The organism is Agathobaculum ammoniilyticum, assembly GCF_025567315.1.
Lineage (GTDB): Bacteria > Bacillota > Clostridia > Oscillospirales > Butyricicoccaceae > Agathobaculum > Agathobaculum ammoniilyticum.
In genome coordinates, this window is record NZ_JAOQJE010000011.1 from 1 (window position 1) to 26,985 (window position 26,985).

At 56.4% G+C, this 26,985-nt stretch carries 25 protein-coding genes, 1 rRNA gene and 1 pseudogene; 18 read left to right on the plus strand and 9 right to left on the minus strand.

Annotated features, from left to right (window positions below):
• The first annotated feature begins 96 nt into the window (after positions 1-96).
• The 6 genes and pseudogenes from rrf to nrdG all read left to right on the plus strand — a co-directional run bounded on the left by rrf (position 97) and on the right by nrdG (position 5,961).
• A 5S ribosomal RNA gene (gene rrf / locus OCV66_RS11485) occupies positions 97-213 on the plus strand.
• Between the two features lie 129 nt (positions 214-342).
• Positions 343-1,875, plus strand: coding sequence for a DUF1538 domain-containing protein (locus OCV66_RS11490; protein WP_107631858.1), 1,533 nt, complete (start codon positions 343-345; stop codon positions 1,873-1,875).
• Positions 1,868-2,566, plus strand: coding sequence for a P-II family nitrogen regulator (locus OCV66_RS11495; RefSeq protein ID WP_147574308.1), 699 nt, complete (start codon positions 1,868-1,870; stop codon positions 2,564-2,566). The genes OCV66_RS11490 and OCV66_RS11495 overlap by 8 nt, the downstream gene beginning before the upstream one ends.
• Before the next feature lie 348 nt (positions 2,567-2,914).
• Positions 2,915-5,248 carry an anaerobic ribonucleoside triphosphate reductase gene (locus OCV66_RS11500; protein ID WP_054327059.1) on the plus strand — a complete coding sequence of 778 codons (2,334 nt, stop codon included), beginning with the start codon at positions 2,915-2,917 and terminating at the stop codon, positions 5,246-5,248.
• Between the two features lie 60 nt (positions 5,249-5,308).
• Positions 5,309-5,452: pseudogene (gene nrdD, locus OCV66_RS11505) on the plus strand (anaerobic ribonucleoside-triphosphate reductase); the annotation flags it as partial.
• Positions 5,452-5,961: an anaerobic ribonucleoside-triphosphate reductase activating protein gene (gene nrdG, locus OCV66_RS11510; RefSeq protein WP_054327061.1), complete on the plus strand. Its 510-nt coding sequence runs from the start codon at positions 5,452-5,454 to the stop codon at positions 5,959-5,961. The pseudogene nrdD and the gene nrdG, both read left to right, overlap by 1 nt.
• A gap of 41 nt (positions 5,962-6,002) precedes the next feature.
• On the opposite strand, the gene OCV66_RS11515 is transcribed toward nrdG, so the two are convergent.
• The 4 genes from OCV66_RS11515 to tsaE are packed head-to-tail and all read right to left on the minus strand — an operon-like array spanning position 6,003 to position 8,411.
• A complete protein-coding gene (locus tag OCV66_RS11515; RefSeq protein ID WP_054327062.1) occupies positions 6,003-6,575 on the minus strand; it encodes a GNAT family N-acetyltransferase in 573 nt (190 codons plus the stop codon).
• Between the two features lie 56 nt (positions 6,576-6,631).
• Positions 6,632-7,261, minus strand: coding sequence for a uracil phosphoribosyltransferase (gene upp, locus OCV66_RS11520; RefSeq protein WP_147574309.1), 630 nt, complete (start codon positions 7,259-7,261; stop codon positions 6,632-6,634).
• A 26-nt stretch (positions 7,262-7,287) separates the two neighbouring features.
• Positions 7,288-7,989 carry a tRNA (adenosine(37)-N6)-threonylcarbamoyltransferase complex dimerization subunit type 1 TsaB gene (gene tsaB, locus OCV66_RS11525; RefSeq protein ID WP_054327063.1) on the minus strand — a complete coding sequence of 234 codons (702 nt, stop codon included), beginning with the start codon at positions 7,987-7,989 and terminating at the stop codon, positions 7,288-7,290.
• On the minus strand, positions 7,986-8,411 hold the full coding sequence (gene tsaE, locus OCV66_RS11530; protein ID WP_054327064.1) for a tRNA (adenosine(37)-N6)-threonylcarbamoyltransferase complex ATPase subunit type 1 TsaE: 426 nt from the start codon (positions 8,409-8,411) through the stop codon (positions 7,986-7,988). Before tsaE ends, tsaB begins: the two co-directional genes overlap by 4 nt.
• Before the next feature lie 162 nt (positions 8,412-8,573).
• Between tsaE and OCV66_RS11535 the strand changes: the two genes are divergently transcribed.
• Positions 8,574-9,107: a zinc ribbon domain-containing protein gene (locus OCV66_RS11535; protein ID WP_054327065.1), complete on the plus strand. Its 534-nt coding sequence runs from the start codon at positions 8,574-8,576 to the stop codon at positions 9,105-9,107.
• 4 nt (positions 9,108-9,111) lie between these two features.
• Here the strand turns inward: OCV66_RS11535 and abc-f are convergent, their stop codons facing one another.
• Both abc-f and OCV66_RS11545 read right to left on the minus strand, forming a co-directional pair.
• Positions 9,112-10,587 carry a ribosomal protection-like ABC-F family protein gene (abc-f, locus tag OCV66_RS11540; protein ID WP_147574310.1) on the minus strand — a complete coding sequence of 492 codons (1,476 nt, stop codon included), beginning with the start codon at positions 10,585-10,587 and terminating at the stop codon, positions 9,112-9,114.
• A 277-nt stretch (positions 10,588-10,864) separates the two neighbouring features.
• Positions 10,865-11,707 (minus strand): aldo/keto reductase, encoded by an 843-nt coding sequence (locus OCV66_RS11545; RefSeq protein WP_307718894.1) that lies wholly within the window; start codon positions 11,705-11,707, stop codon positions 10,865-10,867.
• Between the two features lie 169 nt (positions 11,708-11,876).
• Here OCV66_RS11545 and OCV66_RS11550 point away from each other — a divergent pair, with 169 nt between their 5' ends.
• Positions 11,877-12,395 (plus strand): sigma-70 family RNA polymerase sigma factor, encoded by a 519-nt coding sequence (locus OCV66_RS11550; protein ID WP_242977945.1) that lies wholly within the window; start codon positions 11,877-11,879, stop codon positions 12,393-12,395.
• Positions 12,396-12,504: 109 nt separating this feature from the next.
• Positions 12,505-13,359 carry a hypothetical protein gene (locus tag OCV66_RS11555; RefSeq protein WP_262564533.1) on the plus strand — a complete coding sequence of 285 codons (855 nt, stop codon included), beginning with the start codon at positions 12,505-12,507 and terminating at the stop codon, positions 13,357-13,359.
• Between the two features lie 43 nt (positions 13,360-13,402).
• Here the strand turns inward: OCV66_RS11555 and OCV66_RS11560 are convergent, their stop codons facing one another.
• Together OCV66_RS11560 and OCV66_RS11565 are read right to left on the minus strand one after the other, a co-directional pair.
• Positions 13,403-14,335 carry an AEC family transporter gene (locus tag OCV66_RS11560; RefSeq protein WP_054327074.1) on the minus strand — a complete coding sequence of 311 codons (933 nt, stop codon included), beginning with the start codon at positions 14,333-14,335 and terminating at the stop codon, positions 13,403-13,405.
• A gap of 72 nt (positions 14,336-14,407) precedes the next feature.
• Positions 14,408-16,078, minus strand: a complete 1,671-nt coding sequence (locus OCV66_RS11565; RefSeq protein WP_147574312.1) for a formate--tetrahydrofolate ligase — start codon at positions 16,076-16,078, stop codon at positions 14,408-14,410.
• Positions 16,079-16,246: 168 nt separating this feature from the next.
• Here OCV66_RS11565 and OCV66_RS11570 point away from each other — a divergent pair, with 168 nt between their 5' ends.
• Both OCV66_RS11570 and OCV66_RS11575 read left to right on the plus strand, forming a co-directional pair.
• Complete coding sequence (locus tag OCV66_RS11570) at positions 16,247-17,377, plus strand: FtsW/RodA/SpoVE family cell cycle protein (protein WP_054327076.1); 1,131 nt, start codon at positions 16,247-16,249, stop codon at positions 17,375-17,377.
• A 53-nt stretch (positions 17,378-17,430) separates the two neighbouring features.
• Complete coding sequence (locus OCV66_RS11575) at positions 17,431-18,006, plus strand: HDIG domain-containing metalloprotein (RefSeq protein WP_054327077.1); 576 nt, start codon at positions 17,431-17,433, stop codon at positions 18,004-18,006.
• Positions 18,007-18,151: 145 nt separating this feature from the next.
• On the opposite strand, the gene OCV66_RS11580 is transcribed toward OCV66_RS11575, so the two are convergent.
• Positions 18,152-19,111, minus strand: a complete 960-nt coding sequence (locus tag OCV66_RS11580) for a hypothetical protein (protein ID WP_147574313.1) — start codon at positions 19,109-19,111, stop codon at positions 18,152-18,154.
• A 261-nt stretch (positions 19,112-19,372) separates the two neighbouring features.
• Here OCV66_RS11580 and OCV66_RS11585 point away from each other — a divergent pair, with 261 nt between their 5' ends.
• The 7 genes from OCV66_RS11585 to OCV66_RS11615 all read left to right on the plus strand — a co-directional run bounded on the left by OCV66_RS11585 (position 19,373) and on the right by OCV66_RS11615 (position 26,955).
• Positions 19,373-21,631 carry an S-layer homology domain-containing protein gene (locus OCV66_RS11585; RefSeq protein WP_082397023.1) on the plus strand — a complete coding sequence of 753 codons (2,259 nt, stop codon included), beginning with the start codon at positions 19,373-19,375 and terminating at the stop codon, positions 21,629-21,631.
• Between the two features lie 621 nt (positions 21,632-22,252).
• Complete coding sequence (gene flgB, locus OCV66_RS11590; protein WP_054327080.1) at positions 22,253-22,633, plus strand: flagellar basal body rod protein FlgB; 381 nt, start codon at positions 22,253-22,255, stop codon at positions 22,631-22,633.
• Positions 22,634-22,648: 15 nt separating this feature from the next.
• Positions 22,649-23,116, plus strand: a complete 468-nt coding sequence (gene flgC, locus OCV66_RS11595) for a flagellar basal body rod protein FlgC (RefSeq protein ID WP_054327081.1) — start codon at positions 22,649-22,651, stop codon at positions 23,114-23,116.
• Positions 23,117-23,134: 18 nt separating this feature from the next.
• Positions 23,135-23,446: a flagellar hook-basal body complex protein FliE gene (locus OCV66_RS11600; protein ID WP_082397025.1), complete on the plus strand. Its 312-nt coding sequence runs from the start codon at positions 23,135-23,137 to the stop codon at positions 23,444-23,446.
• 54 nt (positions 23,447-23,500) lie between these two features.
• Entirely contained in the window at positions 23,501-25,111 is a 1,611-nt protein-coding gene (gene fliF, locus OCV66_RS11605) for a flagellar basal-body MS-ring/collar protein FliF (protein WP_054327082.1), read from the plus strand.
• Complete coding sequence (gene fliG, locus OCV66_RS11610) at positions 25,104-26,111, plus strand: flagellar motor switch protein FliG (RefSeq protein WP_054327083.1); 1,008 nt, start codon at positions 25,104-25,106, stop codon at positions 26,109-26,111. The genes fliF and fliG overlap by 8 nt, the downstream gene beginning before the upstream one ends.
• Complete coding sequence (locus OCV66_RS11615; protein ID WP_054327084.1) at positions 26,104-26,955, plus strand: FliH/SctL family protein; 852 nt, start codon at positions 26,104-26,106, stop codon at positions 26,953-26,955. Before fliG ends, OCV66_RS11615 begins: the two co-directional genes overlap by 8 nt.
• Positions 26,956-26,985 lie beyond the last annotated feature (30 nt).

The following is a 26,985-nucleotide window of genomic DNA, read 5'->3' on the forward strand; positions in this document are numbered from 1 at the left end:
TAGGCCGAGGGCTTGACCTCATATTAGAGGCAATCTCAGATTTTACTCTTTGTTTGCCATAGTTATTGTTCAGTTTTCAAGGTGTAATCTTGAACAGTGCGTGTTAATGGTGACGAGGGTACACCTGTTCCCATTCCGAACACAGTAGTTAAGCTCGTTTACGGTGACAATACTTGGCTGGCGACGGCCCGGGAAGATAACTCAACGCGCACATAAAAACGCCAATCCGTTAAGGGTTGGCGTTTTGTTTTTGTTAAGATTGGCTCTGACCGCTGGTACAGAACGCATTTTTCTGGTATGATAATATTAAGATTGTATTAAGATGGTGCTGGAGGAATGTGAATGAACAAAATCCTGAAAGAAAAATTGATGGAGTCGCTGTCTTCGGTACTCCCAATTACAGTGATCGTTTTACTGCTTAGCGTTACAGTGGCGCCTATGCCTGTCGGAACGTTGACTCTCTTTTTGACAGGTGCGGTGCTTTTGATTATTGGAATGGCCTTTTTTTCGCTCGGTACGGATGTCTCTATGACGCCTATGGGCGAAGGTATCGGCGCGCAGCTGCCGAAAACGAAAAATCTGGCGATTGTTATCGGTATTACGCTGCTGATTGGTATTTTGATCACGATTGCAGAGCCGGACCTGCAGGTTTTGGCGGAGCAGGTACCATCCATCCCTAATGCCATGCTGATCTGGACAGTAGCGGCTGGCGTCGGCCTGTTCTTCGTGATTGCCATGCTGCGTACCCTGTTCAAGATCCGACTGGCGAATCTGTTGATTATGTTTTACATCGGCGTTTTCGTGCTTTCTATTTTTGTCCCCAACGAATTCGTTTCGGTGGCGTTCGATTCGGGCGGCGTGACGACCGGCCCGATTACGGTTCCGTTCATCATGGCGCTCGGCATCGGCCTGGCCTCCATCCGTGGTGACCGTGACGCGCAGGACGACAGCTTCGGTTTGGTTGCGCTGTGCAGCATTGGGCCGATTCTGGCCGTGCTACTACTGGGGATTTTCTATCGCGGCGGCGATCCCAGCTATACGCCGGTCACAGTGCCGGAGGTGCAGGACACGCAGCAGGTAGCGCTGGTATTCCTGCACGATCTGCCGGAGTATATTAAAGAGGTATGCTCCGCGCTTTTCCCGATTATCATTTTCTGCGCGATATTCCAGCTTGTTTTCCGGCGTTTCCGCCGGCTGCAGCTACAGAAAATCGGCGTCGGCTTTATTTATACTTTTGTTGGGCTGGCACTGTTTCTGACTGGTGTAAACGTCGGTTTTATGCCGGCCGGCCATTTCCTGGGACAACAGCTCGCCGGCGGGGGACATAGTTGGCTGCTGGTGCCGCTTGGCATGCTGATCGGCTATTTTCTAGTCACGGCCGAACCCGCAGTACATGTTCTGAACAAACAGGTAGAGATGATTACAAACGGCGCGGTATCCCAGCGCGCTATGATGCTGAGCCTTTCCATCGGCGTGGCGTGCTCGGTAGGCATGTCCATGCTGCGTGTGCTGACAGGGCTGTCGATTTACTGGATTTTGGTGCCGGGTTATACGGTCGCACTGGGGCTGACCTTTCTGGTACCCAAAATATTCACCGGTATCGCGTTCGACTCCGGCGGCGTGGCCTCCGGACCGATGACGACGACCTTTCTGCTGCCGTTTGCAATGGGCGCCTGTGAGGCGATGGGTGGCAATGTATTGACCGATGCGTTTGGAATTGTGGCGATGGTTGCAATGACCCCCTTGCTTACGATACAAATTCTTGGTATTCTATATAGGAAGAAGCAACGCCTTACCGAAGCGGAGGAGGAACTGCCCGCCGCAGAGGATGAGGATGAAATCATCGTATTACAGGAGGACACGCCGCATGAGTGAGTATCAGCCTCAGATGACGGTACACAGCGCAGTCGAGCTTGTTGTAGCGGTGGTCGATACGGCGCAGGCTGAGAGCGTGTTGCGTGTTTATCGGGAAAATCGCGCGCTGGTCAGCTTTGAGTGCATGGCGCGGGGGACTGCGCGCACGGAAATGCTTGACCTGCTCGGCCTGGGCGAAACATCGAAAGCGATCGTGATGTGTCTTGCTGGGCATCAACTGGCGCAGCATCTGCTGGAACGGCTCGGCTATGAGCTGAAAATGCGTTACCCAGGCCGCGGCATCGCCTTTTCGGTGCCGGTCACAGGAATCGGTGTGCGTTGGCACAAGCTGCTGACACAGGCAGAACAAACGGAGGTGTTGGATATGGACAGAGCGGAAAAGAAGGACGGCTTTGACGTGGTCGCGGTCGTCATGGAGCAGGGGTATACCAATCTGGTCATGGATGTCGCGCGGAAAGCGGGCGCCCGCGGCGGTACGGTGATCTCCGCCCGCGGTATCGCGGAGGATGAGGTTAAGCAGTTTTTCGGCATCGAGATACAGGCGGAAAAGGAGATTGTTTTCCTCGTGGTCAAGAGCGAGGAGAAGCAGGAGATCATGACCGCTATTATGAAAGCGGTCGGCATGAAAACCAAAAGCCACGGCATTGTCCTGTCGCTTCCGGTATCCAACGCGATCGGTTTGGCGGATTAAACCGAACAGAGCGCCTGCACTATATATTGTGTGATATATGGTGCGGGCGTTTTTGCGTCTTCCGGTAGCTTTCCACACTGCGGACACAGCTTTATCCACAGGAGGCAGGCTGTCCACAGGGGATTATTCACATGGTCCACAGGGGGAAAAAGAAAAGATTAGAAAATGCAACAAGAAAAAATGCGGATTTCTTGTGATTCTGCCAAAAAGCCGAAATGGGCTTGACATTGTATAGGGATAGGGGTAAAATATCAAATACAGGCACAATATATGGTGCAGAAAAATGAAAAACACTACGAAATTTAGTGAGCGCCGCAAACGGCGGCGAAAAGGAAAGGGACAGCGAATATGATCCAGCAGATCATCAAAAGGGACGGCCGCCGTGCGCCCTTTGAAATTGATAAGATTGCAAGCGCGATCTTCGGCGCGGCGCAGGCGTCGGGCGGCCAGGACTACGAAATGGCGCGCGATCTGGCCGGACAGGTGGAAAAAGCGCTGGAAGCCGCTGCTGGAGACGAGATCCCTACCGTTGAGCAGATACAAGATACGGTAGAGAAGGTGCTGATTAAAAACGGACATGCCCGCACGGCAAAAAAGTATATCCTCTACCGGAATGAGCGCACACGCGTGCGCGAGATGAACACCAAACTGATGAAAGTGTACGAGGATCTGACTTTCCAATCCTCGCTCGAAAACGATGTCAAGCGCGAAAACGCCAACATCGACGGCGATACCGCGATGGGTACTATGCTCAAGTATGGTTCAGAGGGCGCCAAACAGTTCTATGAGATGTTTATTCTCGACCCTGCGCATGCCAAGGCGCACCGCGAAGGCGATATCCATATTCACGACCTGGATTTTCTGACGCTGACAACAACCTGTTGCCAGATCGACCTATTGCAGTTGTTCTCCGGCGGTTTTTCGACGGGGCATGGATTCTTGCGCGAGCCGAACGATATCCGTTCATATTCCGCGCTGGCCTGTATCGCCATTCAGTCCAACCAGAATGACCAGCATGGCGGACAGTCCGTTCCCAACTTCGACTACTCGATGGCGCCGGGGGTGAAGAAGACCTTCCGCAAGCTGTTCCGCGACAATCTGGCGAAAGCGCTGGAAGTATATGGCGCAGATGAGAACAATGAGGTGGATGCCGCGGCGCTGACCGAACGGCTCGAACGCCAGACCGGCAAATGGGCCTGTCTGGCGGGGAGGAACGGCTATGACGAGGCCCTGACCGCCGCGCTGGGGGAGAACCTTGGCACGGAGGCGGCGGCCAAATGCGTGCGCTTCGCCCGCAAATACGCAGATAAGGAAACCCGTAAGGCCACCTATCAGGCCATGGAGGCGTTGGTACATAACCTCAATACCATGCATTCCCGCGCGGGCGCGCAGATCCCGTTTTCCTCGCTCAATTACGGCACGGATACCTCGCCCGAGGGGCGTCTGGCGACAGAGCAGCTTCTGCTGGCGACCGAGGCGGGACTGGGCAACGGCGAAACGCCGATCTTCCCGATCCATATCTTCAAGGTCAAGGAAGGGATCAATTACAACGAAACCGACCCAAACTACGACCTGTTCAAGTTGGCCTGCCGCGTGTCGGCCAAGCGAATGTTCCCGAACTTCTCGTTCCTGGACGCACCGTTCAACCGCAAATATTACAAGCCCGGCCATCCGGAAACCGAATGCGCTTACATGGGCTGCCGTACCCGCGTGATCGCCAACCGGTATGACCCCACGCGCGAGATTGTCACCGGCCGCGGCAACCTGTCGTTCACGTCGATCAACCTGCCGCGTATCGCGATCCGCAGCCACGGCGATATCGACTGGTTCTTTGAGGATCTCGACCGGAAGATCGATCTGGTATTCGATCAGCTGCTGGCCCGCTTCCGGATACAGGCGGCGAAAAAGGTGCGCAATTATCCGTTCCTCATGGGCGAGGGCGTATGGATCGACTCAGATAAGCTCGGACCGGATGATACGGTGGGCGAGGTGCTCAAGCACGGTACCCTGACGCTTGGCTTCATCGGCTTGGCGGAAACGCTCAAGGCACTGATCGGCAAGCATCACGGGGAAAGCGACGAAGCGCAGAACCTGGGTCTGGAGATCGTCAGCCACATGCGCGAGCGGGTGGATAAGGCGGGCGAAAAATACGGCCTGAACTTCTCCCTGATTGCGACGCCGGCAGAGGGGCTGTCCGGCCGCTTCGTCAAGATCGACCGCCAGAAGTACGGAAAGATCGAGGGCGTGACCGATCGGGATTACTATACGAATTCGTTCCATGTACCGGTATATTATCCGATCTCGGCGTTTGAAAAGATTGTGCGAGAGGCGCCCTACCACGAACTGACCAATGGCGGCCACATCAGCTATATCGAGCTGGACGGCGACCCGACGCAGAATTTGGAGGCGTTTGAGGCGGTAGTCCGCGCGATGAAAGAGGCGGGTATCGGCTATGGCGCCATCAACCATCCGATCGACCGCGACCCTGTGTGCGGCTATACCGGCATCATCGGTGAAACCTGCCCGCGTTGCGGCCGGCATGAGGGCGAGGGCGTGCCGCTTTCCAAGCTGCAGAAGCTCGGCCTTTACAAGAATTTGAACAGTATGACGCTCGGCTACCACGGCGATCCTGCGGAGGAAGCCGACCGTCAGCCCAATACATTGAAAATCGTCAAGGATTGAGAAAGGAAGCGTACGATTATGGAAGAAAAGGTAATGCAGGAGCAGTTGATCGGCGAGGGTGTCGGCTTTGAGCGTATCCGCCGCATCACGGGCTATCTGGTCGGCACGCTCGATCGGTTCAATAACGCCAAGCGCGCGGAGGAGCATGACCGCGTAAAGCACACAGTAGCGTGCTGCTCGCTGGAAGAGGAGCATACGGCGTAATGGAAGGGTCCATACGCATTGCGGGTACGGTCGGGGAGTCGATTGTCGACGGCCCCGGCTTCCGCTATACTCTGTTCACGCAGGGTTGCCCACATCACTGCCCGGGCTGCCACAATCCGCAGACGCACGATTTTGCGGGCGGCAGGGATATGGAGCTAGAAGCCCTGCTGCGCGATATGTGCAAAAACCCGCTGGTAAAGGGCGTGACCTTTTCCGGAGGCGAACCGTTTTGTCAGCCCGAGCCACTGTACCGGCTGGCGGTTGAGCTGAAGAAGAAGGGGAAGCACCTGATGGCGTATTCCGGCTATACGTTCGAAGAGCTTCTGGGGCTGCCCGATCCCTCTGTGAAAAAGCTGCTTTCCCAGCTTGACCTGCTGGTAGACGGGCGGTTTATCGAGGCTGAACGCAATATCGAGCTGCGGTTCCGCGGCAGCGAAAACCAGCGCGTGCTGGATGTCCCCCGGTCGCTTGCAGAGCAAGCGCCGGTCTGGGCGGAGCAATACCGTTAATGAAGAAAACCCGCCTGAAAAGGCGGGTTTTGGTTTGACTTTCAGGCATCGGCGCTGTCCTCAGCCGTTGCTTGTCCCTGCGTCAGCGGCTGGTCGAGCGCACAGACGATATGCGGCATGTCCTTGCCGCGGTAATGCTTGCTGATCTGCTCGACGGCCTGCATCCCGCATTGGGCGGCGACACGCAGAGAGGGCAGGTTGTTGGGGCGGATGGTCGCGACCACACGCACCGCGCCGAGCACGCCGAACGCATAGCGGATGCAGGCACGGGCGCATTCCACGCCGTAGCCCTGCCCCCACAGCTCGCGCCGGACGATATAGCCGATCCCGATCTCAGCCCGCTCTTGGAGCTGCTCGACCAGAGGGCCGGCAAGCGCGACAAGCGCGCCGGTCTGCCGGCTTAGCGCAGCAAAATAACCGCAGCCGTCCTCTCGGTAACGGTGCAGCATGTCGGCGATCCAGTCGCAGACCTCCTCATAGGAAAACGCATGCTCCCAAGCATACATGGTCTGCACATCCTGCAGGATCGGGGCGACAAGGCCAAAATCATCCGCGCGCAGCCGCCGGAAGCGCAGGCGGTCGGACTCGATCTCATAATGCTGAATTTCTTCCATTTGAAAAGCTCCCATGAAAATGGTGCGGCGTTAGCCGCACCATCTTTTTGTTTTTTTTACTTGGTGCCGAAGATCCGGTCGCCCGCGTCCCCCAGGCCGGGTACGATATAGCCGTGGTCGTTGAGCTTGTCGTCGATGGCGGCAACAAAGATCTCGACGTCCGGATGCGCCTTCTGAACAGTTTCGACGCCTTCCGGCGCGGCGATCAGGTTCATCAGCTTGATGTGCTTAACGCCGCGGCGCTTGAGCCCGTCGATCGCGGCGACCGCGGAGCCGCCAGTGGCGAGCATGGGGTCGAGCAGGAGTACGTCGCGCTCCTCGATATCGTTCGGGAGCTTGCAGTAGTACTCGATCGGCTGCAGCGTCTCCGGATTACGGTACAGGCCGATGTGTCCGACCTTGGCAGCCGGAATCATCTCCAGCATACCCTCCACCATGCCGAGGCCGGCACGCAGGATGGGGACCAGCGCGATCTTCTTGCCGGAGATCACCTGTACGCGCGCCTCGGAAACCGGCGTTTCGATTGTGATTTCCTTGAGCGGCAGGTCGCGGGTGGCCTCATAGCACATCAGCATCGCGATCTCACGGGCCGCCTCGCGGAACTCCTTAACGCCGGTGGTCTTGTCCCGCATCAGGCTGAGCTTATGCTTGATCAGCGGATGATCCATTTCGTGAACGGTTGCCATAATCGTTGTCTCCTTTATTCTGAAATTCATTGTTGCCCGGAAAGCCGTTTGAGACGCTCCCGTTCGGCCTGCGGGCGGCGCAGGTAAAAGACATCAAGCGCCTGCGGCGGGCAGGTCTGGCCTGCTTTCAAAAGGGGCAGGGCGGCGGCCGCCACGCCGAAGCCTGTGGGGTACCGCAATTCGGGCGGCGCAAGACGCAGGCCGGGACATCGTTCCTTAAGGGTATTATAACATAGATCGGCCCCGTCTCCAACCAGAAAATACGGCGCTCCGCCGATTTCTTCGCCCAGATCGGCCAGCCGCAGCGCACGGTCGCTGCACAGACGGCGCGGCGCGCCGTTTTCGACCGTGAACAGGGCGTTGTATACCTGTCCGGCGCGGGCATCCATCACGCAGCAGAGCGGGCCACCCAGCACCCGCGCGCCCCAGGCCATCGCTTCCAGCGTGGATACGCCGACGCAGGGCTTGCCCGCGCCGAGCGCAAGCCCTTTGACCGTCGCCACGCCAATGCGTACGCCGGTGAACGAGCCGGGGCCGTGTGCAACCGCGATGGCGTCGATCTCGTCCAAGGATACACCGCAGTTGGCGAGCAGGTCCTCCGCCATGGGCAGCAGCGTGCGCGAGTGCGTCAGGCCGCAATTTTGGAAAGACTGTGCGACCAGCCGCTCATCCTCAATGAGCGCGACGGACGCGCTGACCGCTGAGGATTCGAATGCAAGTATCTTCAAGCGGATACCTCCCCAATCGTGACCGCTCGGTCGTTTTCAGCATTTCCGTACGAAATATGCACGGTTTTATAGGAATCCGGCAAAATATCGGCCGCGTTTTCGCTCCATTCGATCAGCACAATGCGATCCCCGCCCAAATATTCGTCAAAGCCGATCTCGATCAGCGCCTCGCTGTCTAGGATGCGGTACAGGTCGAAATGCGCCACACGCCCGGCGGGCGTGTCATATTCGTTGGCGATCGCAAAGGTCGGGCTGGTCACACGGCCCTTGTATCCCAGACCGCGCAGCACGCCGCGCGTGAACGCGGTCTTTCCCGCGCCCAAGTCGCCGGAAAACGCGACCACGTCGCCTAGGCGCAGCGACCGCGCATATTCCGCGCCGAGGGCTTCGGTCTCCTCGGGGGAGTGGGTGATATATTCCATCAAAACACCTTTTCTATACATTCTCTAACTATCATACCACGGCGGGACGCAAATGGCAAGGCGCAGGCCGGCGCGGCGCTTTGCCGGAATTTTATGCGCACCGCACTGCGGATTTAACACAGGGGTGCTATACTGGAAGCGAAAACAGGGGAGGGGAACGGCATGAGCTTCAAAAAGGCAGAAATCGCAGGAGTTAGCCTGCTCGCGGCGGCGTTGGCGGTGCTTCTGTATACCGCGGTTCGGCACGACTGGCCCGCATGGGAAACGCCGTGGACGATCGGGGGCGCCCTTCTGCTGGCGGTCGCGGGTACGGCGGTGCTGCTCGCCGGCTACCGCTGCCCGTACTGCGGCAAGGGGCTGAAGTTCGGCGCGCGATACTGCACGCATTGCGGCTCCTCGCTCGAGGACTGCGGCCGCATCCGGCGGGACCATGCGTCGCCCGCATCGGCAAAGCTGGCACGCGGCCATGTGTGGGCGGCACGCCTGCGCTGGGCGCTTTCCGTGTCGGTGTTTCTCGCGCTGGCGTGCAGCCCTTATGCTGCCTGGGAGCGGCCGGCGCTGGCCGTGCTGATCGGCAGCTATCTGCTGGCCGAAGTCGGCATCGCGTGCCTATGGATGAGATGCCCGCACTGCGGGAAGCCCCTGAACGGCGGGGAGGAACACTGCCCCCGCTGCGGGGGGCGGCTGGAGAGGTAAACGGTCACAGCCGCACGGTTTCGGTGGCGATCTTTTCGCAGAATGCGCGGTCGTGCTCGACGAACAGCAGTGTGGGCTGGTACGCGAGCAGGAGCTGCTCGATCTGCATGCGGGAAAATACGTCGATATAGTTGAGCGGCTCGTCCCACAGATACAGGTGCGCCTGCTCGCAGAGACTGCGGGCAAGCAGCACCTTTTTCTTTTGCCCGGCGCTGTAATCCGCCATATCCTTTTCAAACTGCACGCGGGCAAAGTCCAGCTTGCGCAGGATGGAGAGGAACAACGTGCGGTCCACGCTGCAGGCATCGGCATAGCCAGTCAGGCTGCCGGAGAGGAAGGACGCGTCCTGCGGCACATAGGACACGGTCAGCCCGCTGCCCAGCCGCACTGTGCCGGTGTGCGGGATATCCTGACCGGCGATCAGCTTGAGCAGGCTGGATTTGCCGCTGCCGTTTCGTCCGGTGAGTGCGATGCGCGCGCCGCGCGTCACCGCAAGGCGCACGTCCGCGACGACCGGCGCGCCGCCGTACTGCACGGCCACGTCGGTCAGCTCGGCAAGCGCCTGCGCGCGGTAGGAGAGCGGGTGGAGCTTTAAATCGTCCACGCGCTCGACGTTGTGCAGCAGCCCCGCCTTTTGCTCCACCGCATCCAGCCGCCGCGCTTCCAGCGACTTGGCGCGTTGCATCATCTTGGCTGCCTTGTGGCCGATATAGCCCCGATCGGGACGCAGGCCGCTGTTGCGCGCGTGCTTTTCGGACTCGGTCCGATCCGACCAGCGGGCGGCGCGCTTGGCCGCTTCATCCAGCCGCCGGATATCCGCGCGTAAGCGCTCGTTTTCAGCCAGCTCAAAAGCGTCTATTTGTTCTTTATTGGAGAACCAGGACGAAAAATTGCCTTTTTGCAGCGAAATATCCGATTTATTGATCGAAAGGATGTGATCGACACAGCCATCCAAAAACGCGCGGTCATGCGAGACGAGCAGGAAGCCGCGCTTGCTTTTCAGGTAATCCGCCACCAGCGCGCGGGCTTCCGTGTCCAGATGGTTGGTCGGCTCGTCGATCAGCAGGAAGCGGTTTTCGCGCGCAAACAGCAACGCGAGCAACAACCGCATCTGCTCGCCGCCGGACAGCGAGCGGAACGGCCGGTACAGGATCTCGTCCGAAAGCGCCAGCCGGTACAGCTCGCGCGCGAGCCGCCAGTATTCGTAGTCCGGCTGCACGTCCTCGACCACACCGATTGCGTCCTTGCACGGGTCGGGGATGGGAAAAGGGAAATAGTCGCACGGCACGGTGGAGCGGACCGCGCCGCCGCAGGGCAGCGCGCCTTGGAGCAGCCGCAGCAGCGTCGTTTTGCCGCGCCCGTTGCGGCCGACCAGACCGAGCCGCCAGTCGGTGTCCAGCCGGAGGGAAACGTTCTCAAAGATAGCGTCATAGCTGCCCTCATAGGCAAAGGTCAGATTGGAAATTTCGATGACAGACATAAAAATGCACCTCCTACGCATGAAAAACGGTGCAGGACGACGCAGACCGCTTCCCACGCGCAAAAAGGCGCAGAAAAAGGCGGCAAAGACAAAATAAGCGCTCCTGCAAGCGGGTGCGGCAAACCAAAGCGGTCTGCCAGCCCAATGAATCCTGCAAGAAGAGCTTATTTCATCCTTCCACCTCAAATCATTTATTAACGGGGTCAGTATACCGCATTCCGCGCGGCTTGTCAAGCAAAAATGCCAGCCGGCCGCTTGCGCGGCCGGCTGCGCCCGTTCAGGGCTGCTGCTTGGGAAAGTCCGGATGCAGGCCGGACCAGCCGAACTGCGGCAGGGTGAGGATGCGATCCATATCCGCGTCCGATATCGTAAAATCGAAAATGTCGAGATTGGCCGCCATACGTTCCGGCGCGGAGGACTTGGGCAGCGGCAGCACGCCGCGCTGTAGGGCAAAGCGGAGGCAGAGCTGCGCGACGGACTTCCCGTATCCGGCCGCCAGCTCGCGCAGGAACGGATCGTCCAGCACGCGCGTGCGGCCGAGCGGACTCCACGCCTCCGGCAGAATGCCGTGCGCCTTGCAGAATTCGACGTTCCAGGTCTGCGGGTAGCCCGGATGGAATTCGATCTGATTGACCATGGGCGCGACCTCCGCGGTTTCCATCAGGCTGCGCAGGTGGTGGGGCAGGAAGTTGCTCACGCCGATCGCGCGAACGCGGCCCGCATGGTATAACTCCTCCAGGGCGCGCCAGGTGCCGCGGTCAAGCTCGGCCCACTCCGCGGAGAGGTCGTCCGGACGCGGCCAGTGGATCAGGTATAGGTCGAGGTAGTCTGTGCCGAGCTTTTCCAGAGAACGCTCGAATGCGTCGAGCGCCTGCCGGTAGCCCAGCTCGGTCTTCCACAGCTTGGAGGTTAGAAAAAGCATGCCGCGCGCCGCGCCGCATTGTTGGAGGGCGCGCCCCAGCTCGGCCTCGTTGCCATAAAAAGAAGCGGTGTCAAAATGGCGGTAGCCCGCGCGCAGAGCATTTTCGACGACTGCGGCGCTGTCGCAGTCCGCAAGATAAGTGCCATATCCAACGGCGGGAATAGACACACCGTTGGATAACGTAAAGTTTTCCATCATTTACACATCCTTGTCAGCAGAGGGTGGGTATGCTACATTGTAACAGGTTCAGTATATCATATCCTGTGGCGGAAAAAAAGATTTTTACACTTTGGAAAGAAGCAGGAGAAAATGCATGCAATATTTTTTTCACTGCAGGGGTCTAATAGGCAGAAAGGAGGAGGGAACGATGAGGGAAATCACAGCCCCGCCCTCTATGAGGGAGGCATTCGACCTTGACCATGCTATGGTGGCTTATGGCACCGACCTGTTGCGCCTGTGTACCCTGTACCTTGGCGACCGCACGCTGGCTGAGGATGCAGTGCAGGACACTTTTTTCCGCGCGTGGCGGTCAGGCGGCTTTCGCGGCGAGAGCGGTGAAAAAACGTGGCTGACGCGCATTGCGATCAATGTGTGCAAAAGCTATCTCCTGTCGCCATGGCACAAGCGCCGCGCGGACGGCGAAGCGCTTGCCGCCCTGCTGGCCGATGCGTCTGACGGGGCGGATGACACGCTGATTCGTGCGGTGCTGTCGCTCGCACCCAAATACCGAGCAGTCGTCCTGCTGCACTATTATGAGGGCTACAAGGCGCGTGAGATCGCACAGCTTCTGCATGTGCGGACGAACACCGTAGTTAGCCGGCTCAAACGGGCCAGGGAACAGCTTAAACCCATGCTGAAGGAGTGGTATTATGAGGAAAATATTTAGAGAAGAATGCAATTCCGCCTTGCAAAACGTAACATTTGACAACCGTCAACAGAAGGCGGTGCGCATGCGCGTAGAACGGTGCCATAAGCCGCGGCGCAGAATGAGAGGGATGGTAGCGGTTGCAGTTGCGGCGGCGCTGACGTTTTCCGGGGCATTTGCAGTACAGGCTGTACGGGATAACATCCGGAATACCATGGCAAGTTGGGAGGATACGCATACGGGAACCGCGCTGGGGCTCAGTCAGTCGGACGCAGGCCTTACAGTTACGCTGGATGAAATATACGGGGACACATGGTATGTCTACCTTAAGGGGACGGTAGCCAGTGAAACAGAAAAGACGATGCGGGTGGATAACTGGACGAACCGTTCGGGAACGCAGTATGCCGATGCGGGTTTTTGTGACTGGGAGTTTACCATACCCGACCAGAAAACGCAGCTATCACATGGCAGCAATATAAGTTTCCTTAGCGTTAACGGGCAGGAGGATGCTCCGTTGGAGTTCCTGATTCGGCTGAGCGCAACGGATTTTGCGCTGACAGGCGAGGCGTCTGCTTTGTTTAACGGCTTTTGGTATGAGGCGGATGGCGAACTGCAAGAGTTGGACGGATGCTGGGAGTTTACTTTCCCAGTGGATCGCAACGATGATGGGGAGACATTGCTGGTCGGTAAATCCATTCAGACGGATGCTGGTACGGTGACCTTGGACTGCCTGCAATTTTCCGCGCTTGATATATCGGCTGAGTGGAGCGGCGCAAATGAAGCGCTGTTCGGCTGGGATCAGAGCAATACATATCTGCTGCTGAAATCAGGGGAACGAATCGGATGCCAATCGGCAGGTATTGAGGATGAGAATGGAGAAAAGACCCGAATGGAATTTGCACCATTTAATAATGGCCTCGGTCACATCTCTGCTGACGATGTGCAGGCAGTGGTGTTCGCCGGGCAGGAAATACCGGTTACATAACATAAAAGCCGCCCCATTCGGGCGGCTTTTTCCTGCCATATCCTCATATCAGCGCGTCGTATACGCCAATCATCACCGGCATAGTCACGATGGAAAGCAGCGTTGTCAGTACATACAGTGCGCTGGAATACGCGGCGTTGCGGTCGTAGAGCTGCGCGAGCGAGGTCACGGTCGCACAGGCGGGGGTGATACAGGCGAGATAGACGATCATCAGAATATTCTTTCCGTCCGCAATCCAGCCGGCCGCGCCGGCAGCCCGCAGCAGCAGCACGGTCACAAGCGGGAAGGCCAGCAGGCGGAGCAGCACGGGCAGATAATTGCGCGGCGTGGTGAACAGGCGCCGCAGCGGTGTGTCCGCGATGACCATGCCGGCCAGCAGCATGCCCAGCGGCCCGAACATATCGCCCAGCGTACCCAACGTGTCGTTGATAAGGGCGGGCAGCGGCACGCGCAGCAGGAACAACGCACAGCCAGCCACAATCGCGATAATATTGACGTTCAGGAAAAGCTTGCGCCATTCCATGCCGCGCGTGCCGCAGAGCAGGCTGCGGCAGTGCGTCCAGATCAGCACCTGCTGCACCACGATGAACGCGCAGGAATAAATGACGTATTCCGGACCGAGCAGCGCGTTCACAAGCGGGATGACCAGGATACCCGCGTTGGTGTAGATAACGGCGGTGCGTTCGATCACATCCAGATGCAGCGGACCGGCAAGCAGGCGGGTGAGCAACAGAAACAGGATGTGCGCCGCGATCGAAATGGCGAAGGAGAAGATAAGCCCGGCCATGACCTGCGGCGTGTATTCGACCTGGAAAGCGTTGATGATGACGCAGGGCGTGAGCAGGTATACCATGACGACCGATAGGCTGCGGCTGTCCTCCGGACGGAGCAGCTTTGCCCTTACGATGATGTAGCCCATCAGCAGGATGATGAACAGCTGGACGATCTCCCGCATCAGGATCAGGCTGATTTGCATGGGCGTTTTCCCTCCTTGTTGGGTTGGGGCAAGGCAAAGGCCGCCCCCAGGCGACCTTTGCGTCAGGAAGCGTTAGAACAGGCCGGTGATCCTGCCTTCCCGATCCACGTCGATATTTTCCGCAGCCGGTACCCTGGGCAGGCCGGGCATGGTCATGATCGCGCCGGTCTCGACGACGACAAAGCCCGCGCCTGCGGCCAGGCGCGCCGTGCGCACGTTGACCACAAATTCGGTTGGCCGGCCGAGCAGCGCCGGATCGTCGGACAGCGAATACTGCGTTTTCGCCACGCATACCGGCAGATGGCCGTAGCCCATTTCGGTGATGTTCGCCAGCTCCTTGTGCGCCGCCGGGGCGATGGTCACGCCCAGCGCGCCGTAGATCTCCTTGGCGATTCTGCGGATCTTATCCTCGAGCGGGAGGCTGTCCTCGTAGAGCATATGGAAGTCCGCTTTGCCCTCGTCCAGCACGGCGAGCACCTCGTTTGCAAGCGCCTTGCCGCCCTCGCCGCCCTTGGTGAACACCTCGGAGAGAGCCACGCGCACGCCGCGCTTTGCACAGTGCGCGCGGATGAAAGCGACCTCCTCCTCGGTATCGGTCGGGAACGAATTAATGGCCACAACCACCGGCACGCCGAACTTCTGCATGTTGTCCAGGTGCGCGTCCAGATTGCAGACGCCGCGTTCGAGCGCGGCCAGGTCGGGCGCGTTCAGCTCGGCCTTGGATACGCCGCCGTTGTATTTAAGCGCGCGCACGGTCGCTACGAGGACGATGCAGTCGGGCGAGAGGCCAGCCTTGCGGCACTTGATGTCCAAGAATTTTTCCGCGCCAAGGTCCGCGCCGAAGCCGGCCTCGGTGATGGCGATGTCCGCGAGCTTTAAGGCGAGCTTGGTCGCCTGCACGCTGTTGCAGCCGTGCGCGATATTGGCGAACGGACCGCCGTGCATCAGGCAGGGGGTGCCTTCGAGCGTCTGCACCAGGTTGGGCTTGATCGCGTCCTTCATCAGCGCGGTCATCGCGCCTTCCGCATGCAGGTCACGCGCGAAGATTGGCTTGCCTGCGTAGGAATAGGCGACCAGAATGTCACCGAAGCGCTTTTTCAGGTCGTCCAAGTCGGAGGCTAGGCACAGGATCGCCATGATCTCGGAGGCGACCGTGATCATAAAATGGTCTTCGCGCGGCACGCCGTTCATTTTACCGCCCAGGCCGATCGTAATATTGCGTAGGCTGCGGTCGTTCATGTCCATCACGCGGGTGAAGATCACGCGACGCGGGTCGATGCCGAGCGCGTTGCCCTGCTGCATGTGGTTGTCCAGCATGGCGCAGAGAAGGTTGTTCGCGGCGGTGATAGCGTGCATATCGCCAGTAAAATGCAGGTTGATGTCCTCCATCGGCACAACCTGCGCATAGCCGCCGCCGGCCGCGCCGCCCTTGATGCCGAATACAGGACCGAGGGATGGCTCGCGTAGCGCGATCACCGCATTCTTGCCAAGCTTGGCCATCGCTTGACCGAGGCCGACGGTCGTGGTGGTCTTACCCTCGCCCGCGGGGGTGGGGTTGATGGCGGTGACGAGCACCAGCTTGCCGTTTTCATGGCCCTCCAGCTTGGTCCACACGTCTGTGGACAGCTTGGCCTTGTACTTGCCGTACAGCTCCAGGTCGTCCGCATCCAGCCCGGCAGCCGCGGCGACTTCCGCGATCGGGCGCATCTGGCAGCTCTGCGCGATTTCGATATCGGATAACATAACATTTCCTCCCGTATAATTTACACAGTGTCAATATTATAACAATGTTCTGCACAGTTTTCCAGCGGTAGACGCGAAAAATTTGCTGAATTTGCGACTCGCAAACGGCGCTGCATTGTGGTATGATATAAAACAGGCGCAAATCCCATATAGAAAAGGAGGGGCGGCGTGGACGTTTTCAAAACCGTCAGACATTACCTGAAAAATACCGACCTTTATCTGCTTGTCCTCGCGCTTCTGTGCTCGGCGTATGGCATGGTGCTGATTTATTCGGCAACGCTCAATCCCGTGAGCGGGCTGGATGGCAGCACGCGCAACCTGTTCGTGCAGGCGGCGGCGATTATCATCGGCCTGGGCGCGTTTGTCGTGATGAGCCTGATTGACCTGGAAACCATGAGCGGCTGGTGGAAGATATTCGTGCTGCTCAATATCGGCCTGCAGATGCTGCTGTTCACCCCACTTGGGCAGGAGGTCAACGGCCAGCGCGCGTGGCTCAACCTGGGCGTGACCAGCCTGCAGCCGGGCGAGCTGGGCAAGCTGATTTTTATTTTTACGCTTGCTGCGCACATTTCCGAAATACGCGAGCACATCAGCGAATGGCGCGGCCTGTTCGTGATCGGCCTGCACACGCTCATCATGATGGGCGCGGTGGTCGTTGCCTCGGGCGATACTGGCATGGCGATCCAGTATTTTATGATCGCGCTGATTATGCTGTTTGCCGCGGGTCTGTCGATGAAGTGGATCGCCGTGGGCGCGGGGCTCGGGCTGGTCAGCATACCGTTCCTGTGGAATTTTGTCCTGGTGGGCTACCAGATCACGCGCATCCTGGTGCTGTTCGACCCGTCGATCGATCCGGATATCTCGCGCCAGGCGACCTACGGCAAGATCGCGATCGGCTCGGGGCAGCTCAGCGGGCAGGGCCTGACCAACGGCACGATGACGCAGATGCAGATTGTATCGGAAAACCAGACCGACTATATTTTTTCTGTCGCGGGCGAGGAGCTGGGCTTTATCGGCTGCATGCTCATCATCGGCCTGCTGACGCTGCTGATCCTGCGGCTGTTTTATGTTTCGTACCGCGCGTCAACGACGTTTTCGTCGCTGCTCGCCGTGGGGGTGTCGGGCATGTTCCTGTTCCAGACGTTTATGAATATCTTCATGAACGTCGGCCTGCTGCCTGTCATGGGATTGACGCTGCCGTTCTTCTCTTACGGCGGCACGTCGATCGTCACCATGTACGCAGCGCTGGGCATTGCCGCGGGCGTGCGTATGAGGGAAAAGCCGTCGTGGCTGCAGTAGCGCGCGGCCGGACGGAAAACGAAAACAGAAAAACGCGGAAAGGATGTTAGGCAATGGAAAGACAACAGGCATGGGAGCTTTTGTGCAGATATAACAGGGAACCGTTCCATCTGCGCCACGCGCTGACGGTCGAGGCCGTTATGCGGTATTTCGCGGAGCAGCGGGGCGAGGACGCGGATTTTTGGGGCGTAGCCGGTCTGCTGCATGATATTGATTTTGAACAATGGCCGGAGCAGCACTGCGTCAAGGCGCCCGAGCTGCTGCGCGAGGGCGGGGCGGACGAGGCGACTGTCCATGCGGTGTGCAGCCACGGCTGGGGGCTTTGCTCGGATGTGGAGCCGACGCACGAAATGGAAAAGCTGCTGTTTGCCTCGGATGAGCTGACCGGACTGATCGGCGCGGCCGCGCTCATGCGGCCCTCCAAAAGCGTGCAGGACATGGAGCTGAAAAGCCTGAAGAAAAAATATAAGGATAAAAAATTCGCTGCCGGCTGTTCGCGCGAGGTGATCGCGCGGGGGGCGGAGCTGTGCGGGCTTACACTGGACGAGCTGCTGCAGCTGACGCTGGACGCGATGCGGGTAAGCGAGGATGTGGTTAACGCACAAATGGAAAGCTTGCATAATAAATAACTTAAGAGCAACCGTTAGACAGGCTTTTATAACACAGGATATTATTGCAAAAAGGCGCTATCCAAGCTGGATAGCGCCTTTTTGCATATGGGAGGGGAGCGGTAGGGAGCGAATGCCCAAAAACGCCCTTCAATGAGTATGTGGCTTATTCAGTGGGTTCCCTATCCGAAGAGGCGGCCTGGGAAGTATGCCCTCCGGACAGCGTGATTTTCTCCACCTGATTCGGTTCGGTGCCGGTTTGACGGTACAGAGTAGACCCGTCGGAGGAGATAAAGTAGGTTTCGACAAGGGAATTCGTACCTGCCGCGTTTTTTTGATATACATAAATTGTCAGGCATGCAGTATGGTCCACCTCTACAAAGCCGGGACCGGGCTTCAGGCTGTATTCGGACATGGAAGAACCTGGCAGGCCGATTTCTTCGGGGGAGACGGTGTTCAGCAGGTCTTTCGCGGTGGAAAAGGAGAGGGCAGAGCCGGCTGTGAGCAGGGAGTTGCCGAAGTCCTGCCCGGCTACATGGTCGAGCGTAACCAGACAACTGGTCGGCGTCCAGTCAATGCGGACGCGGAATAGCAGTTCAGGGTCATGCGGGAGCGATGCATAGGACGTTGCTTCGCCGTCGCCAGTATTTTCCCCTTCGCTGTTTGCAGACGTAGCGCCGTCCATGACCGCCTGACGGGTGAGCAGAATGGAGCCGACAGGCTGGGTATAGACACTGTCGTCCGGCTTTTCCTCAGGCTGTAGGGCGATGGCCTCGCCAGTCAGAAGATCGACATAGGAGCGCACGACAGGACCGGTCTGATATTCAGTGAATTGCTGATAGTCGTAAGCGATGTAGGGGGAGGTCGCGTCGGCCTCGTTGCCCGCACTGTCTGTACGCTCTGCGTTGCCGTCGTCAGTACCTGCGTCATCACCCGCTGTGCTTTCGGGAGAAAGCACAGCGGTCAGGCGCCCGCCGGACTGTTCCGTCATCACCTGCTCCAGCGCGGGAATCGTATCCTCGCCGAAGCTGTAAGTGGATATGGTTTCGGAAGCAGAGCTGTCGCCGCTGCAAGCGGACAGCAGGCAAAATAGACAAACGGAAAAAGATATGAAAAAGCGTTTCATTATCCTGAGATCCCTTCTTTCATCAAAAATATCTGTATATATGATACCGTTCTGCCTGTGACAAAGGCAACGGAAATTGCGCACAAAACAAAGCGGGAACAGAGATTAAAATGAGCGAAAACGATGAAAAGCAAAAAGGCGTGAAATCATGGTTATTTTTCTGATGGATATGTCCGATAAATAATAAAAAGGTATTTACACGGCAGCGAAGACGCCAGCGAAAGCGGTGCCCGGCCGTGCGCAGGAAAGGACGCGGTGCGTATGAATGGGAAATGGACACAGGGATTGGCCGGTCTGCTGGCGGCAGTACTGCTTATGCCAACGCCCGCTGCTCTTGCGGCGGAGATTGGGAGTGTTGAAGATTCTCCAACAGGATCTGCATCTAATGCTGCAACGGTAGATATTGCAAACGGAAGCGGCAGCAAGGTCCAATTTGAGCCGAATGGTGAAGTGGAGCTGACTGACGGAAAAAGCGCCTCCTTTACCCTCGTAACGGAGGAGGGGTACCGGCTGGAAAATATAACCATAGAAATTAAACCAGAGGCAGGATCAACGGTTTCGCTTACATTGGAGCAGGATATGCTGAGCGGAGCGGATGTGAATAGTGGGATATCGGCGCAGGTGGATCAGTGGCCGAGCTATTCCAATACATGCAGGCTGACGGTTACAGCGGGGCAGCTGACAGCGGACGCGGATATCAGCATATCTGCCTACGCGCCCGTCACAGAGTATGATGCGGAAATTGACGAACCAGAAGATGGGAAAACAGGCGGGAGCGGTACATATGGAAACGGCGAAAGGACGACACTTTCTGTTACGCCGGATCAGGGGTATCAGCTGAAAAGCCTGTACCTGTCCTATACCGTAAATGGAAAAACGGAGACGAACACGGTGTCCTCTTCAGGTGATTGGAATGGGTTGAAAATTGCTTGGAGTGCCGCCGATCAGACGACGGTCAGTGGCCCGCTGTATGGCGATCTGAGGATCACGCCATCCATAGAAAAAATACCGGTTACGCACAAGGTACGCATTTATATGGATGACGGGCTGGAGCTTGACCGCCCCGGCAGTGAAACGACCACTGTGGATGAGGGGGATTCCCTTTCAGTTCGGGTTTCAACGGAGGAAGGCTACCTGATCGACCAGATGCTGGTGCAGGTTGGGAAAACCTATGCAACATGGACGCCGGAGCAGTCTTACTTCATGGTGAATTACGACCGCATTTCCGTGCGGGAATCAGATGACAGCGTATCCTTTGTGCTTCCGGAAATCACAGATGATGTCACGATTGAATTTGCCTCCACATACGATGAAAACAATATTCCCATCAAGCTGGAGGAGGGTTCCCGCATCAATATTGATTCAGATGTGGGGGATACGGTAGCCCGTGGTGAGGACGCCGCTTTTACGATCAGCACCACGTCGGATAGGTATTCCGTAAAGAGAATTACCGTTCGGATTGGGGAAAGCAAGGCTTCCGCCGATCCGGATGATGAGACAATCCGTGTAGGCAACCGTAATTATGAGATTCAGGACAACGGCAACGGGGAATATACGCTTTATATCGATAATATCAGGGAGCCTGTCACGGTAGGGGCGACCTCGAATAGCTCAAGCACGGTGTCCCGCCCCTCGCTTACGATCAACAGCTCCAGCAATATGAAGATTACCAAAAGCGTTTCCGGTAGCCGGATCGATGCGGGAGACAGCGTACGGTTTTACTTTACGCCCAATAAGAATTACCAGATCGATGAGATTACAGTGAAAATCGGGGGCAGTAGCCGCACTGTGGGGGCGGATAAGGCATACATCCGCGTCGGCGGGGAGAGCTATCAGATGAGCCGCAATGCGGACGGCGTAGTGACGCTGTATCTGGATGACATAGAAGAAAATGTTACGGTTTCTGGACGGGCTTATTATTCAAGGGATTCGGTAAAGCCAACGGGAACGGTAAAGCTCAATACTTCAAGCAGGATCGCGTTCCTCAACGGCTATGCCGACGGCACCTTTCGGCCGGAAGCCAATATGACACGGGCAGAGGCTGTCGTCATGCTGTACCGATTGTCCGATGTTGAGAACGTTTCCAACACAGGGGATATATTTATCGATGTACCCTACAACATGTGGTGCGCAGGTGAAATCAATGCCTTTGCAAATGCGGGTATTATTGATGTAACAAGCTACTTCCATCCGAACCAGTATATTACGCGGGCAGAGTTTGTAGAGATGCTTTACCGGCTGATGGGATCGCCGAGTTATTCGCGCGGTACGCTGCGGTTCAGCGATGTGACAGGTGCTACGAACGAGGATGCGATCTATTATGCGGTGTCCCGCGGGTGGGTCAATGGGTATGCGGATGGGACGTTCCGTCCGTTTAGCTATATCGCGCGAAGCGAAGTAGCGGCGCTGATGACGCGCCTGCTGAACAGGACCTCCGGCGGCAGTGGAGTGTCTTACAAAGATGTGCCATATACCTATTGGGCATACCGCTATATTCAATTAGCATCTTCTTATATATAAATTTTTGTTAAATTACATATGAGCATAGGACGCTGGAGAGCAGATGTCCGCATGCTTGGGGATAGTGGGCGCGGCTTTAGGCCGCGCCCACTAAAGCTTAGAGGCAGCGGCGTCTCTGTGAGGACAGCCGCGACAAGGAAACGGGAGGAGAGCCTTTATCAGGAAAGTGATGTTCATATAAATAAACGAATTTTATATTATGTATTGATGGAGAGACGCTGCAATAAAAAACGATTATGTAATGTCATTCCATAAAAATAACGCATGATTACGAGCACGTACATAGGAGCGGTTGAAATTATAGGAATTATTGGGAAAAGTATTATAAAAAATTGACTATTTAAACAAAAAAAGAAATAAGTGTGGAAAATAAGGCTGTAATGGTGAATTATTAGTACAAATAAGTGGTTTTTTTTTTTTTTTTCGGTGATAAAAGGGGTGGAGAGCATCTGAGTGATACGGATTTGTTGAAAATGTCTATAGATGTTGAAAACAAATATCGATTATTGTCGAAAAAACGTTGACCCTAATCAGGAGAAGATGTAAAATATAACAGAATGATTATTTCGTATATAATTCGGAAGAACTTGTAGGGTTCGACAGTTTGGAGATGAGGGAAAAATGGATGCGCTTACCAGTAATTCACTGTTGATGATGGAACGTTCCATGGATTTTCTGTGGACAAAGCAAACCGCGATCTTAGATAATTTGGCGAATGTTGAAACACCGAATTACAAAACCAAATATGTGACCTTTGAAGAAACGCTGCGTAGCCGTCTGCAAGCCGCTGTACCGTCGGGCGGCGGCTTGCGCGAGGCTATAGAGGGTGCAAGACCGGTTATTCATGTCGCGGAAAATGAAACGGCGCGCATGGATGGAAACGGTGTGGATGCAACGGAGCAGGGGATTGAGCTGGCGCGCAACGCGCTGCAGTTGCAGCATGTAATGAGCGCGGTTTCTGATGATCTCTCTTTGCTGCGCACTGCAATCCGCGGACAATAACAGGAGGGTAGCGGAATGGCTTTTCTCAGTTCAATGAACATTACGGGTTCGTCGTTGACCGCCCAGCAGCTGCGTTTGGATGTTATTTCGGAAAATGTAGCCAATATCAACACCACAAGAGTCGAAGGTGGAAACGGACCATACCGCAGAAAGCTGGTGGTCATGGAAGCGGAAAACGGAAGGGACTCGTTCCGCAATGTTTTGGCACAGGCCGCAGGAGGTGTACCGGCGGCTGCCGGCGGGCTGTCCCAGCAGGGGGGCGTGCGGGTGACGCAGATTATTGAAGACACAAGCCCGTTTAAGCTGTCGTATGATCCCACGCATCCGGATGCGAACGCGCAGGGATATGTTGAGCTGCCCAATATTGATCTGGTCAAGGAGATCAGCGATGCGATGGCAGCGACACAGGCATTTTCGGCAAATGTTACGGCATTTAATACGCTGAAAACAGTTGCGTCGCGCGCGCTGGAAATCGGTAAGTAAACAGGAGGGAGCGTAAGGATGGCAGTGATTTCCAATATACATCCCTTATGGGATGCCTTGCCCATTTCCGTGGGGAAAGAAGAGCGGGAGTACTCCGAACGGACGGCGCTTCCGGTTTTTGAGCAGATTTTCCAGGAAGCAATCGATAATGTAAGGCAGACCGATCAGGAAAAGAACAAAGCGGAGTATCTGATGGCGACAGGGCAACTGGATAACCCTGCTATTCGGACGATCGCAAGCACAAAGGCACAAATGTCGGTGGAGCTGCTGGTACAGCTTCGCAACAAAGCGCTCGATGCGTACAGTGAACTGTCCCGCATGAGCATATAACAGCTGTGGATACACAGCCGGAAGTATCGGTAGTTGGGGAACAGGGCGGAAGTAATGGTAAAAGAAAAACTGCAAAACAACCTCAACAAAGTGAAAAGCTTTTTTGAAGGAGAAAATAAAAAGAAAAGGATCGTTACTGCGGCAATTATTATTGTGGCGGTAATCATCGTATCTGTTATCGCTGCCGTGGTGCTGAACAATCGCCCTTACGAAACACTGTTTACAGGACTGACAACCGATGAGGCATCAGCTATTGTGGGAAAGCTGGAAGAGTACGGCGCTGCGGATTATAAGATCGAGGGAGATACGATTAAAGTGCCCGCAGCCCAGGAGCCGGACCTGAAAGCAAAGCTGCTGCTGGACGGCTATCCAAAATCAGGCTTCGGTTATGACACCTATTTCAACAATATCAGTATGATGGCAAGCGACTCGGATAGGGACACGGTGCGCAACTATGAACTGCAGGACCGGATGGCAGCGGTTATCCGCTGCTTTGAAGGCGTTAAGGACGCGGTGGTCAATATCTCCGAGGGCTCGGATCAGCGCTATGTTCTTGACAGTGAAAACGCGACGCCTGCGACCGCTGCTGTTTTTGTAACGATGCAGGATGGCGGCGCATTGCCGGAAAACTATGTTGATGCAATCGGAAACCTTGTTGCGCGCAGCGTAAAGGGGCTGGAGTTCGGCAGTATTACGGTTACGGATTCGGTCGGCAACAGCTATATGCCGGGCGCAGAAAACAGCACGACCTCCTCGGCGTCCGACCTGAAGCTGCGGCTGGAAAATCAGGTAAATAACCGTGTGCGCGGGGAAGTAATGCAGGCGCTGACGCCGATTTACGGGCCGGACAACGTGCGGGTCAGCGTGACCAGCACGGTGGATGTCAGCCGGCGTGTACAGGAGAATACGGTTTATTCCTCTCCGGAGGGGGCGCCTGAAGGCGAGGGGATCATTGGACAGCGGGAATATGACCAGGAGCTGACGCGGGGAAATGAAAATACCGCGGGCGGTGTAGTCGGTACGCAGTCCAATGCGGACATTGAAACTTACATGGAATCGCAGGACGCGGTCAATGGAGATGAAACCTGGATCAAAAACGCAGGAACCGAGGACTACAAGGTGAACTCCTCTACCGAGCAGAGCGAGCAGAATTCAGGGGTTGTTACCGATGTGATGATTGCGGTAACCATCAATCAGAATGCGGCGGGTAATGTTGCGGCGGCACAATTGACCAGCCATATCGCCCGCGCGGCAGGCATTGCACCTGAGGTACAGGCAGATAAGATTAATGTGCTGATCGCGCCGTTCTACACGGATACGCCGACTAATACAGACAGCTTGCCGATTGGCGGGCTGCAGCTGCCCAAATGGGCAATATATGCGATCGCGGGCGCGGTGGGGCTTCTGCTCATGCTGGTGATACTGTTGCTTATCATACAGCGCCGCCGCAAAAAGGCAAAAGCGGCTCTGGAAGAGCTGGAGCAGCAGGCGGCGCTTGCTGCTGCGGAACGCGCAGAGCGTGAGAAACGGGAAAACCTGCTGGATATCCAAAACGAAAAGAGCATGGAGCTGAAGCAGGATATCCGAAAGTTTACAGAGGAAAATCCAGAGATCGCAGCGCAGATGATACGGGTTTGGTTAAAAGGGGACGGTGTAAATGGCTGATCAGGAATTGACTCCGCAGCAAAGGGCCGCCACAGTGATCGTTGCGCTGGGGACAGATAAGGCATCGCGTATTTATCAATATATGGGACCGGATGAACTGGAGCAGCTGACGCTCGAGGTCGCCAAGCTGGGGCATGTCCCGACAGAACGCACGGAGCAGGTGCTGGAAGAATTTTACCAGATGTGCCTGACCAATAAGGCGGTTACAGAGGGCGGGATGGAGTATGCACGGTCGGTGCTGCAAAAAGCCTTTGGCGATCAGGCGGCCGATCAGCTGCTCAGTAAGGTGACGAAGGCGTTGACTAACCGTGCGTTCTCTTTCCTGGATAAAACAGACGCGAAAACGCTTCTTTCCACGCTACAGCATGAACGTGCGCAGACGATTGCGCTGGTGCTGTCCTATGTGGATCCGGATAAGGCTGCAGCAGTCATTGAGGAACTGCCGGCAAACAAAAAGCTGCGTGTTGTGGAGAATATCGCCCGCATGGAGAGCGCTTCGCCTGGCGCGGTAAAAATGCTGGAAGAAGAGCTGAAGAAGAAGTTTGCCAATATTATCGTTGCGGAAAAGGTACAGGTCGGCGGACTCGACCAGATTGCCGCTATTATGAACAATTTGGAGCGTTCCAGCGAAAAAGCAGTTTTCGATGGATTGGAAAAGCGGAACGGCAAACTGGCGGAAGAAATCCGCAAACGCATGTTCGTTTTCGAGGATATCGTCAAGATGGACGATCGTTCGGTGCAGCGTTTTGTGCGCGATTGCGATACACGGGATATCGTGCTGGCGCTCAAGGGGGCAAACAGGGAGGTGGCAGAAAAGCTGTTTGCCAACATGTCGTCGCGTATGCGGCAGAATATCGAGGAGGATCTCGAAATCACAACCAATGTGCGTATCCGCGACGTGGAAGAAGCGCAACAGCGTATTGTTGGTATTATTCGTGATTTGGAGGAACGGAATGAAATCATTATCCTGAAGGGTGGAAAGGATGAGATCATTGCCTAATATCCTCAAATATTTTATGAAGCCTCATGCGGAGGACTATCAGCTTCCAGATACCGAACAGATGGCAGATACGCTGGAGGAAATGGTCCGGCTGAAGGAAAGCGTCCCCTATGAGGGGGAGCCCCCGTCGCAGTCCGCCGAGCAGGACGAGGCGACGCAGCGCAGCGACATGGAACCGGAGGAAGTGCAGGAAAGCGTGCCACCGGTGCGCTCCCTGTCCTTTGCCCGTGCGGAAGCAGATGCATTGCTGCGGGACGCGCATACGCAGGCCGATGAGATTATCGCGGCGGCAAAGCAGGCAGCCGAGACTGAGGTGGCAAAGATACATCAGCAGGCGGCCGAAAAAGGATACAGCCAAGGCTATGCGGATGGTGCGGAAAAGGGACGGAAAGAGGCCGCCGCAGCAACAGAGGCCGCAGCGCAGCAGTCTGTCCAGGAAATGCAGCGCTTTTTGCAGCAGGCGGCTCAGATTCGGGATGATTCTATCGACCGGCTGCAGGAGGAGCTGTTGCAGGTTGCGATTACAGTCGCAGAAAAAGTAATCCATGTCAGTCTGCAAAGCAGCGAGGAAATTATCCGGAGGATGATTGTAGCGGCGACTGATAAGCTGAAACGGCGCGAGTGGGTGCAGATCTATGTGGCGGACTGTGATGTAAAAGGAGCCGCGCAGGCGGATCCGGCGCTGGCGTCTGCGCTGTCCGGTCTTTCAGGACATGTGAAGATCGTGCCGATGCACGATGCGGAGCCCGGGACCTGTATTGTCGAAATGCCGGATGAAATCATCGATGCGAGCGCATCAACACAACTGGATAATATCCGCGCAATCGTGCGGGAGAACGCATAGCCGGTATCGGCGGGAATAAGGAAGAAAAGC